5 protein-coding genes are annotated in these 12,541 nt (G+C 33.5%); 1 reads left to right on the top strand and 4 read right to left on the bottom strand.

Annotated features, from left to right (window positions below):
* Window positions 1–1,077, bottom strand: a 1,077-nt coding sequence (locus N4A40_16395) for a hypothetical protein (protein MCT4663434.1), incomplete at its 3' end; no start/stop codon positions are given.
* 419 nt (window positions 1,078–1,496) lie between these two features.
* Here N4A40_16395 and N4A40_16390 point away from each other — a divergent pair.
* Entirely contained in the window at window positions 1,497–9,344 is a 7,848-nt protein-coding gene (locus N4A40_16390; GenBank protein MCT4663433.1) for a phospholipase D-like domain-containing protein, read from the top strand.
* Between the two features lie 148 nt (window positions 9,345–9,492).
* Here the strand turns inward: N4A40_16390 and N4A40_16385 are convergent, their stop codons facing one another.
* The 3 genes from N4A40_16385 to N4A40_16375 form a co-directional block, all read right to left on the bottom strand.
* Window positions 9,493–11,430, bottom strand: a complete 1,938-nt coding sequence (locus N4A40_16385) for a HAMP domain-containing histidine kinase (protein ID MCT4663432.1) — start codon at window positions 11,428–11,430, stop codon at window positions 9,493–9,495.
* Window positions 11,430–12,107 carry a response regulator transcription factor gene (locus N4A40_16380; protein MCT4663431.1) on the bottom strand — a complete coding sequence of 226 codons (678 nt, stop codon included), beginning with the start codon at window positions 12,105–12,107 and terminating at the stop codon, window positions 11,430–11,432. Before N4A40_16380 ends, N4A40_16385 begins: the two co-directional genes overlap by 1 nt.
* Before the next feature lie 194 nt (window positions 12,108–12,301).
* Window positions 12,302–12,541 (bottom strand): hypothetical protein (locus N4A40_16375; protein ID MCT4663430.1); only part of this gene is annotated, 240 nt, incomplete at its 5' end.

Genomic DNA, 12,541 nt, shown 5'->3' with positions numbered 1-12,541 from the left:
TTCTATATATTCGCCTTTGTTCCAGATGTGATTGATGCCCATCTTATCATCGTTTATGAGCATGTAGATGTGTTTTATATTGTCACCTGTGTCTGGAACAGGATCATCAAAAGTTAAATCTATTTGATACCATATGCTGTCAACTTTTACTAAATTCCACGCGTGATTATTTCCATTGGCAGTTCCAAACACTTGCTGGCATTCTATATTTAGCTTGTCCATAAAGTAAAGAAATGTTTCTGCATAACCTTCACAGACAGCAGAGTTTTCTATTAGTGTACCGTACATAGAGTATTGATTTGGCTGAACGGAATCATTATCAAAACCTTCGCTGTCATATACGGTATTTTTAACTATATGATCATGAACAATTTTTATTTTTTCATATTCTGTTTTTTCATCTAAATTTAAACTATCAAGTATTTCATCGGCTTTTTTGATGACTTCATTTCTTCTAGACTCTATTTCAGATGGAGTTATTTTGTATTTGAATTTGATGGTTTTTACTAGGTCTGTTGATGTATTGTACGAATATGAAAGACCATCATAATACAATATGGTTGGATCACCTCTGACTATTGAGTTGATTTTATCTACAAATTCAAATCTATTTACTTCATATTTGGTGACATCAAGCTCTTCGATTCCAATTCTAAGTGCATTTTGAACTTCAGATTCAAATGTAATCGGAGTATTTTGTTCTATTTCGAATTTTTTATATACCGCAGTTTTTAGATTATTTCCTGAGGCTGATAAAAGTTCGTCGCTTATAAATAATCTGTATATATTGCCTTCATTGTAGTTAGATATAGGTCGTACTTCTATAGAATCAGAATCTTTAATTACTTTATCTGTTGGGAAAATATTGTCATCGGAATCTAGCACATATATATTGCTATCGCTTATAGAATCAGAATCTACATCGATACTGAAGTCTATTGTCCAGATTTTGTCTTCTGGATATTTTTTGATATCATCAGAATCCCATTCAGTCCAGTTAACAGCTAAAGCATATGATGACAACAGTAGTGTGCTTAGAGTTATAATAATAAAACTTTTTTTCAGATTTGAAATCATTTTCATCACTCCTTAATTTATATTATACCCGAATTTTGATTGGTAAATTCATTGGAAGTGTGATTAGGGAAAAGGAATATTTTTTGTTTCGTATTTTTTATACTGCAATTTATTTCATCGTGATTCATATTTTTGTGATATAAATCACTTTTTAAGGTGTTAAGATATTGTAATGAGGAAATTTTTAGTATATAATGTAAAAAAGCTGGGTAAAAGCGATGTTATCGGAAAATTTTGAAGTTAAATTTTATATTTACTTTATTTACAGATAAGAATAATTTTATGAGATTTTTCAATGACATTGGTAGAAGTGAGTATATATTGGTTTATGGAAGGACCTGTGTACTCGGAGCAAAAGGGATTAGGGCCCCTTTTGGGAAAGCGGTTACCACAGTAATTTGTTTAGGGGGGTAAATAAAATGATGAAGAAATGTAAATCTAGGTGGCTGAGCATCTTACTAGCTATAGTAATGGTGGTCGGTAATTTTAGTGCATACCCTATGAATGTAGTGTATGCAGAAGAGGGAACTCCAATGGAATCTCCATTGGCAGGAGATGATGAAGTACTGAAAGAGGACAGTGAAGAAAAAGCGGCAGATGAAAAAGTCGCCGAGTCAGATATAGAAAAAGATGAACCAGAGAAAGAATCAATAGAGCTGAAGTTAGAGGCAGAGAAGACACCTGATGAAGAATCAGTAGAGCCGAAAGCAGAGCCAGAGAAGGCAGCTGATGAAGAGTCGGTAGAGCCGAAAGCAGAGTCAGAGAAGAATGCTGACGAAGAATCAGTAGAGGCAAAAGCAGAGCTAGAGAAGGCAGTTGACGAAGAATCAGTAGAGCCGAAAGCAGAGCCAGAGAAGACACCTGACGAAGAATCGGTAGAGCCGAAAGCAGAGCCAGAGAAGGTAGCTGACGAAGAGTCGGTAGAGCCGAAAGTAGAGCCAGAGAAGGCAGCTGATGAAGAGTCGGTAGAGCCGAAAGCAGAGCCAGAGAAGAATGCTGATGAAGAATCGGTAGAGCCGAAAGTAGAGCCAGAGAAGGCAGCTGATGAAGAGTCGGTAGAGCCGAAAGTAGAGCCAGAGAAGACATCTGACGAAGAATCAGTAGAGCCGAAAGCAGAGTCAGAGAAGAATGCTGATGAAGAGTCGGTAGAACCAGAGAAGGTATCTGACGAAGAATCGGCAGAGCCGAAAGTAGAGTCAGAATCTGATGTAGAGAAGATAACAGAAGAGGCTGTAAAGTCAGAAGCTGAGAAAAGTTCTGCGGAGAACTCAGTAGCACCGGAAGTAGAAAAAGTAGCTGAAGGGCCGAAAATATTTGGAAGCATGGAAAGTCCACTTTCAATTTCAGCATATTTGGCTGAATTCAAAAGTGGTAATATAAATGAGAATGATATTATAGTTGTGAAGGGAAAGGTTACAAATTTTGAGAATTCAAAATTAGATAAGGTTAGTTTGAGCGATGAAAGTAATGATAATATATTGATTAAGTTCAACAGAGCTAAACAGCCAAGTGATGCAAAAGAGAAGTTTAAATCTCTGAAAAAGGGAGATATAGTAACTTTAAAAGGTACTAGAAGAAAATCAACTGGGACATATCATTTAAATGACAATAGTATAGTTGAATTTAAGATAGATGCTGGAGCGACAGGAGAATCTGGAGATGGTGGTTCTGGATCTGGAGAATCAGGTTCTGAAAGTGGATCAGATGGTGGAGAAGATGGTGATGATTCTGGTGGTGATTCAGAGGTAGATCCATCTAAACCAATGAGCATAGATCAAGCTTATGATAATTACACTAAAGGAAATGATTTTTGGGCAATTGGTTTTGTGGCTAAGTTTTCAAATAGTGGTGATTATAAGGTTCACCTCAGAGATAGTTTAGATCATGCTGGACAAGATGTAGATAAAGATACCGAGAAAGAAATTTGTTTAAATAGAAAGAGTGAAAAAAATACAAATCTATCAAGTGAAGATCAAAAGAAGTTAGATGATCTCAAAATAGGAGATAAGGTAACATTAAAGGCAAAATATGGTACGAGTACGTATAAGGTTGGATATGATAGTATATCTGAAATTTCAATCGAACAAACTAAGGTTAGAGCTATAAAATCGTCACTAGAATCTGGTTCAGTAGAGAAAGGTTCTAAATTAGAACTTTCTACAGAGACAAATTCTGCAGAAATTTATTATACGATTGATGGGACAGAACCTGATGACAAGAGTGTTCTTTATAGTGGAAAGATAATCATAAATGATGATATGACACTAAAAGCTATAGCTATTGATCCTGCTGGAAAATTGGAATCTAGCGATATTATAAGTTTAAGTTTCACAGCAGTAGATAGCATAAGTTTGTCAGATATATCGGATATTAGAACTGAAAGTTCTGGTAAGGCCAAAATACGCGGTGTAGTTAGTTTTATAAGAAGTGAGAAAAATAGCGAAAAAAAATATGTTGATGTGGCTTATATTCAGGATTCAACTGGTGGTATAAGAGTTGTATTGCCAAGTGATCATGGTGTAAAAAAGAACAATGAAATAGAAGTAGTTGGAGAACTTGAACAGTTTTATAATATGAGCACTATAAATGCTATTCAAAAGCCAAATGTATTAGATGATAGTGAAAAGCTAGATGTACAGGAGATTTCTCTTGATAACTTTATTGGTAATGAAGAAGGTTACGAATGTGAATTGATTGAGATAGAAAATGTTCATTCAACAGATGATGTTGATTCTTATCACAATGCTACATTATTTGATGATGCGAATAGAAGTATATGTGTTACAAGTGATGAAATAAAGAAAAATAGAGATTATGATGAAATAAAGGGAGTTGTGGTTTATAGCTACGGAAAATATAGGTTGATTCCTAGAGATGAAGATGACATAGATGAATCAGATACACTTGAGCCTACAAAAGAGTATTTGAATAATTCTATAATTTCGGATGCAGACGGAGCTATAAATGTTTACTTTAATAAAAATGTAGAGACAAAATATGCATTTGATGGCAATGAAGCTAGTTACAATGTGAATTTAGAGGATAGACTTTTGAAGAGGATTAAAGCTGCCAATACAAGTATAGATGTGGCAACTTATGAGATAAATTTACCGGAAATAGTCGATGCTTTAATCGAAAAGGCTAGCGACGGTGTACGAGTGAGAATTGTGGCAGATGCTAAGAAAAAGACGAATGATTCGCACGGAGAACGTTATTTAGAGATGATATTAAATCTCGAAAAAATGAGGCGAGGCAAAGATGGTGTATTTGGAACAGATGATGATATTCACATGATAGCAGATGCTCCGATAGACATTTTAGATGATAAAGATCTCAGAAAATCATTTGGACTTCAAGAATCTGTAGATGATTTACCTGATAGGTATTTAGTAGAGGGTGAAAAAGATGGTGATGGATATAGAAGACCAGATGATCAAATGCACAATAAGTTTATGATAATAGATGGTTCTTGGGTATGGACAGGAAGCTGGAATTTTACGAAAACTGGACTTTATGGCGGAGAAAAAGAGATGCGATTTGATGTATTAGATGGAAATACTCAAAATGCTGTCGAGATAAATTCGTCGGATGTTGCAGATATTTATACAGATGAGTTTGAAGAAATGTACGGTTCTAGTAGCGCTGAACCAGATAGTGATAATGCCAAGTTTCACAAGAGAAAAGAAGACAATACAGCACATAAAGTAAAAGTTGGAGATACTGAGATTGAAATTTATTTTTCAGTTGGAGATGGAGCTATATCAAAAATGGAGGAGTATATAAGAGATTCAGCGGACTATAGGGTTTATTTTAATATATTCTCTTGGTCAGCATCTAAAACTTCTCCAGGTAAAGATATTTTAGAGGCTATAGAGGATAAGGTTAGTTCGGATTCTAGTTTTTCATTCAAGGGAAATATTGATTCGTCGTTCTATAGTCAAGACTGGGCACCGCCAAGTATTGTAAATGATACTTGGGGTGATTATGCGAGTAGAGCAGAGATCAATAAGGCTAGAGAGGATAGAAAACTTCACAGTAAGACGATGATAATAGATCCAAATACTGATAGCGATCCTACGGTCATAATAGGCTCTACAAACTGGAGCAATAATGGCGAGAATGTAAATGATGAGAATATGTTATTTATACATGATGCGGATATTGCAAATCAGTTTTTACAAGATTTTTATGGTGTGGTTGATAGAGCTGGTGGAGATATACCAAGTAAAGAGACTATGCTTACATCAGCTGAAATACCAGACGATGTTACATTTATACATGATGTTCAAGGTAGAAGCCATTTGAGTCCTAAATTAGACGAAGAGGTTACTATAGCTGCGGTTGTAACTGGTGTTTTGCCAACGTATGATAGTGCGAAGAGAAAATATTATAACAAAGCGCATTTAGTTGTTCAAGAAGAGAGTTCAGATTGGGATTCAGATGATTTGACATCAGAGGCAATTTATATAGACGCTAGAGCAAATGATTTGGATATTTCGAGTTTGGGTTATGGAGATGTAGTGGTTGTAAAGGGTTTAGTAAAAGAGCGAGTAGATGAATATGATGCAGGAAAATCAAATAAAACGAATCTTACTATGACAATGATAGAGGCAAGTTCTATAGAGAGGGCAAGTAAGGGTACTAAGTCTGATTTGCCGCTGCCTATAGTGATAGGAGATGGTGGAAGAGTACTAGTAGCGGATGAAGCGTATAGTGAGAGTGTATCTGATTTGACTCAGTCTACAGAGGTGTTAAAACCTGCTGTAAATGCTATAGATTTTTACGAAGCTATGGAAGGGATGAGAGTTTCTATTGAGAATCCTCAGATAGTTGGAGTTACTGAAAAATATGGAAATATGACTGTTGTTCCAAATAAAGGGAAACTTATAGATGCTGGTCATTTGACAGCTCATGGTGGAATAAAAGGAGAAGTAGCAAAGCCTGTATTGTACCCAATCATATTAGATGATGAGATGGGAGAGCTAATAGATTATAGGGAAAAGACGTTCAAAGGAATTAACCCAAGAGTTGGAGATTGGATTGATGGAACATTAAATGGTGTTATGCTTTATTCTAGAGGTAGATACAAAGTTTATCATTATGGTATGGATGAATTTGATGGAAAAATCAATGAAGGTCCTGCTAGAAGAGAGGTAACTGATTTAGTTGGAGCAGAAAAAGATTTGACTATAGCGTCTTACAATATTGAAAATTTCAGTGGAAAAGCATCTAATGATAAAGTAAAAGCAGTGGCAGAGTCTATAACTCGTAATCTGAAATCTCCTGATATTATAGGGCTTATAGAAGTTCAAGATAATGATGGACAAGATGATTCGGGTACATCAGAGGCAAATGAGACTTATGAAAAGCTTATAAGAGGAATAGTTTCAGAAGGTGGAATCGCTTATAATTATGTGCAAATAGATCCAGTTGACAAAATGGAAGGTGGAGCGCCAGGTTCGAATATAAGAGTTGGTTATCTTTACAATCCAAAAAGAGTTCAGCTCGGAGAGTCTAGTTTAAATGAAGTAGGAGGATCTAGAGATGAGGCTGCTTTGGTTAAATCAGATGATAGGGTGATGCTTGAGAAAAATCCTTCGAGAATAGGTGCTGATTTTGGTTCATCAACTCCATTTAAAAGTACTAGGCGTTCGCTTGTAACTGATTTTACTTTTAGAGGAGATCATGTATTTGTAGTGGCTAATCACTTTAGTTCAAAACGTGGAGATACTGGAGAATTTGGTAGAACACAGCCAGCGACAAAGGCTAGTGAAGCTAGGAGAATAGAGCAGGCAGAGATAGTGTACAATTTTGTAGATGATTTACTTGAAAAGGACGAAAATGCTAAGGTAGTACTTTTGGGAGATATGAATGATTATGAGGATTCTAGGACTTTAGAAGCACTTTGTGGATCTAAATTAAAGAATTTACATGAAAAATTGGAACTCAAAGAGAGATATTCATATGTTCATGAGGGAGTGTCGCAGGTTCTTGACAATATTTTGGTGTCAGAATCACTAGAGGGTAAAGCCGAGATTGATGTAGTGCATATAAATGCTGAATTTACACATAGTGATGGACGTGCGTCAGATCATGATCCTGTAATTGCAAGATTTAGTAATTTGGGCAAGGACGATTTTGTGGTTGTAAGCCCTACTGAAGTTAGCATAGATTCAGGCAAGATAAAAGATGGGCAAGAGGTAGTATTTACATCTGATGAGGGAAGTGAAATTTATTATACATTGGATGGAAGTGTTCCTACAGAAAAATCACTATCGGCTAATGGAAATAGGTTGTCGATTGAAATCGAGAAAAATATAGTAGTAAAGACAATAGTAATAAAAGATGGTCACAAGAGTGCTGTGATGACGTATAGATATGAATTAAAAGCTGGAGTTATGAGTATTTCAGAAGCGAAGACGACAAAAGAAGAGGTAACATTAGAGGGAATAGTTACTCATGATGTGAAAGCATTTGGCGGTAGTAATATATATTTTGAAGATGAAACGGGAGGACTTCTGATCCATCTAAATAGAGGCGATAAATTAGATTCTAAAATAGTACAAGGTAGCAAAATACGCGTAGAAGGTAAGATGACATCATACAAGGGCAAGCAGCAATTTGCATATACTAAATTACCTGTTTGGTTAGAAGATACTTCTGATGTAAGAGCTACTAATGTAGAGTTTAATGACTTGGGCAAAAAATATGATTCGAGATTGATTGGACTTAAAGGATTAGTTATAAAAGCTATGAATGATGATAAGTATAAAAATACTTATTTAGAATTAGAGTCGGGCAAGAAAACACTGAAAGTGAAAATCGACGCAAGATGCGGAGATGCTTTTGACAAGTTCAAATACAAGGTCGGAGATGTAGTTGAGGTTAGAGGATTACTTGATATAAATGATTATGGTATGAGATTGAACCCAAGAAACTTTAGTGATATAAGAGAGTCTGAGAATAAGGTTGAAGTATTGTCTAATGTAAATATCACAGTTTATCAGAATTACATGCCATCACTTCCAAAGAAGGTTAAGGTTAGAGATGGGTCTGGTAAAGTTAAAATGATGAATGTGAAATGGAAACTTGCTGATTACAATCTTTCTAAATTAGGACGACAAAGAGTCGTAGGAGTAATTGAGGAAATAGCATTAGAGATAGAAGCTATTGTAAATGTTGTTCCATACAATTACCAGCCTAGTGTTCCAACAATTGTAGATCAGCCTAGTAGGCCTATTCAAAATCAGGAAATAAATGATTTGAAGAAGAAAATAAGAGAGTCTATAAAGAATTTAGATGATAAAGAACAGAAAAAAGCTTTACGAGAGGAATTGAAACATATATCTAAACTCTCTAGCAAGAAAAAGTATGAGGGAAACAATGTAGTAAATTACGAGGTAAGTGTGCAATCACTTCAAACGCTGTTGGATAATGTAAAGAAAATAGAAGAGACTATGGAAGAGACTGGCGATGTAAATGTTGAAGTTAAACCGTTCTTGACGGTTAAAGTTGATGAAAATGACAAATCTCGCACTAAGAAAAAGGTTGAAGTTCCAAAGTCTATTATGAAAGAGCTAAGAGAGCATGATTTAGATGTGCTCATAGACCAAGAAGATATGCAGTTTAGACTTGCATCTGATGTGACGGATAGAGAGTTTGAAGAAATCATATTTGAATCAGAAGTTGTTTCTGATAGTGACATCGAAAATGAGTTAAAGGATGGAATGGAACTTGTAAGTAAGGTTTATGACATGGATTTACAATATGTCCAAAACGGATCAAAGGCAAAGCTCGAGAATTTTGAAAGAGAACCAGAAGTTATAATGCCAATGCCAAAAGATGTCTTAGCAGAAGATATAGAGGTTTGGGTAAAAGATAGTGGTTTTAAAAATGTAGAATCCATAGTTTACTGGGTAGAAGCTGGAGAAATTCACTTCAATACACCTCATTTTAGTGAGTATGCTGTAGTCAAAACTGTAAAAGAATTTTCAGATATGAAAATAGTTGAACCTGATAAAATTTGGACTATAGTTTTAAGTGGAGGTACAGATGATAAGTGTATAGATGATTCATCAGTATTTGTAGTGGATGAAAATCACGAAAAAGTAGAAGTAGAATACTATTTAGAGGGTCGAAATGTTTATGTAATTCCAGCTAGAAATTATGAACCTGGAGAGGAGTATACTCTTTACGTAAAAGGACTCAAAAATTCAAGAGGAAAAGAGCTAAAGCAAGATTTTAAATTGAGATTTGAAATTAAGTAATACAATTTTCAGCAACGAAGAGATATTGTATTTCTAGCTAATTTTATAAAAAAATGTCAGGTCTAAACTTTAGACCTGACATTTTTGCTTAACTTATGATTTGTGCGAAATTATCATATTTTTTAAGTGGCGAGATGGATAGTGTACTCTATTTACTTTTCATTTCAAAAAAGACCTCTACTCCATCAACAGTGTTTTGCATACCGTAGTTGTAATTATGAAGTTCAAGTATGTTTTTTACTATCAGAAGGCCTAGACCTGATCCACCTTTTGATTTGTTTCTAGATTTTTCTACTCTATAAAATCTATCCCAAATTTTGGGTAAATCAGCTTCTGGAATATGAGTTCCTGTATTTTCTATTGAAATCCTTGCATAAGATTTATTTGATATTGTTTTTATTCGAATGGTTTCATTAGAATTACTATATCGTATAGCATTACTCATTAGATTCATTAAGACTTGTTCTATTTTCAATTTATCTCCAATTACAGTGTTTGATTCTAGAGATAATTCTAGTGCTAGGTTATGCTTTTTCAATAAGGGATCGAATCTAGTGTTTAACTTAGTAATGAGGTTATTTATGTCAAAATTTTCTTCTGAAAGAGTGTAAGCTTTTGATTCGAGAGCAGATACTTCTAACATATCGAGTATCAATATATTCATTTTTTCTATTTCATCTATTATCACATCTAAGTAGTATTCTTTTTTATTTTCAAATATCCCATCTTTTATACCTTCTGCAAAGCCTTTCATTATTCCTAGAGGTGTTTTTAATTCATGAGATATATTTGCTACGAAATCTCTTCTTATCCGTTCTTGTTCTTTTTCACGCTCGATATCTTCTATGAGGGCTGAGTTTGCTTCTTGAAGTTCTGCAAGGCTGTGCTGTAGATTATCTGACAAGATATTTAAGCTGTCTGACAGACTTTCTAGCTCATCTCCTGTTTTTATGTCACAATAAACATCAAAATCCAGATCTGCCATTTGTTTAGCCGCTTTATTCATTCTAATAAGTGGTGAGGCTATCATTTTAGAGTATAGAAATGACAATAAAAATATGAATGCAACTGCTAAAACGAGCATATAAATGTTATACTTACTTATAAAAACCAATGCTTCATTGATTGATTGAAGGGACGTAAGAACAAAAATATAGTTATTTTCATTATTTATTTTAATTTTTTTATAGCATATGAGATGTTGCAAACCGGTATTAGAATCAGTAGACCAAAAATAATTATTTCCGTCAATATAATTTGTTGAGATGTTTTTGTATTTTAAAAGATCATCTTCTGAGTTATGGTAAGAAAAAATATTAGATATTTCCATCATCAATAAATCATATTGATAATAGTTATTTATTATGTCAAAATTAGGAATAAATACATATATTATTTCGCCGCTGAATTCTTTTAGAGTATAATCAGCAGGATATAAGTCAAATGTGTTATCAGAAGTCAAAGAAGCGATTTTATCAGAATCATTGTAAGAAATGCCTTCATAGCTAAGCGAATACAAGCTTTCATCGTTGTTGTCGAATTCTATATATTTCAATTCCATAAAATCACCGATTTTAGGTTCAATTAGGTTTAAAGAAGTGATAGTGTTGCTAGAATCTGACGCGTCAGATAAATCGGTTATTATAGGATTAATGCTGAAATAATCAGCATTTTCAGGAGTGATATCAGTTAAAGTAGATGAATATTTGCTAGAATGGATATCTACTATAGAGTATATTTCTTCAAGGCTAAAAGTTTTTATATTGCCTGAATCATCTCTTAACGTTATAGTACTTTCTGCATAATTAGAGTAAAGATCATTGCCTAGATCATCTACAATAATTAGAGAGGCATCATTTTTTTCTGTAAACTTATCAATTTCTTTTTTTATTTGATTAAAACCCCAATTTGATCTAACAAAATCAGAACTAAACGATTCAATGCTGCTTTTTATAGCTTTTATTTTGCTATTTATATAAAATTTTTCCATGAAAATATTTTGAAATATAAATTGGATAAAAAAAAGCAATGCAAATATACTTATAGTAGTAATAAATAGCTTTATTACTATTTTTTTAGGCTTCATCAAATCACCTCGAATTTATAACCAGCTCTTATAATAGTGTGTATATATAGAGAATATTGACCTAGCTTTTTTCTAATTTTTTTTATATGAGTGTCAACAACACGATCGTCACCAAAGTAGTCATAGCCCCAAACTACATTTAGTATATTCTCACGTGAGAGTACTATCCCAGGATTTTCAACAAGGTATAATAGCAGTTGGAATTCTTTATTTGATAGATCTATGAATGAATCATTTATTTTTAATGTATGAGCCGCTTTATTTATTTCTAACCCAGGAAATGAGATTAAATGATTTTCTTTTCCAAGGCTACCTTCTACTCTTTTTAATAGATTTGTAGATTGTGCAATAAGTACCTTAGGGCTAAATGGTTTTACAACATATTCATCTATACCTAATTCGAATCCTAAAAGTTTGTCATCTTCTTCTGATCTAGCAGTTAACATTATAATTGGAACTGATGATTTTTTACGTATTCGTCTGCAAACACTCCAACCATCTATTTTTGGCATCATTATATCAAGGATAATTAAATCTATATTGTATTCATCAAAAATTTCTAGAGCTTCTTGTCCATCGATAGCTTCATAAACATTGAAGTTACTTGCTCTGAAATAATCTGATACTATTTCTCTCATCCTATTTTCATCTTCTACTAATAATATATTTTTGTTCAAAAGAACACCTCCCTGTTACTATATTATAGCGTAAAAATATGCCCGACAAATAGAATTATCTATTAAAATAATATCTAAAAATCGAGCATATTTATACAATCAAGTTAATTTTAATATTTTATAGATTGATGTTAACTTAATAATCACTGCTTGATGAATAAAAGCAGTGATTATTAAGTTAAGAATACTAATAATTATTCGTCGATAGTTTCTAATTTAAAAGAGCCTTCTAAATATTTATCAAGAATATCATATAAATCGTTCCATTTTGTGCTAGCTTGATCAAATTTTTCATCATTTTCAAGATTTACTATTTCATTATAGATTTTTTCGGCATTTTTCATATCTTCTGCAGAAATTTTTTCATAGCTAAAATCTGAAATGAATTTTTTGAAAGTAGGGAGATTATAGTTTGCACAATCTACATCATCTTT

This window comes from Tissierellales bacterium (genome assembly GCA_025210965.1).
Classification (GTDB): domain Bacteria; phylum Bacillota; class Clostridia; order Tissierellales; family JAOAQY01; genus JAOAQY01.
Note: the sequence above shows the minus strand (reverse complement) of the source record. Positions and strands in the feature narration are given on the sequence as shown.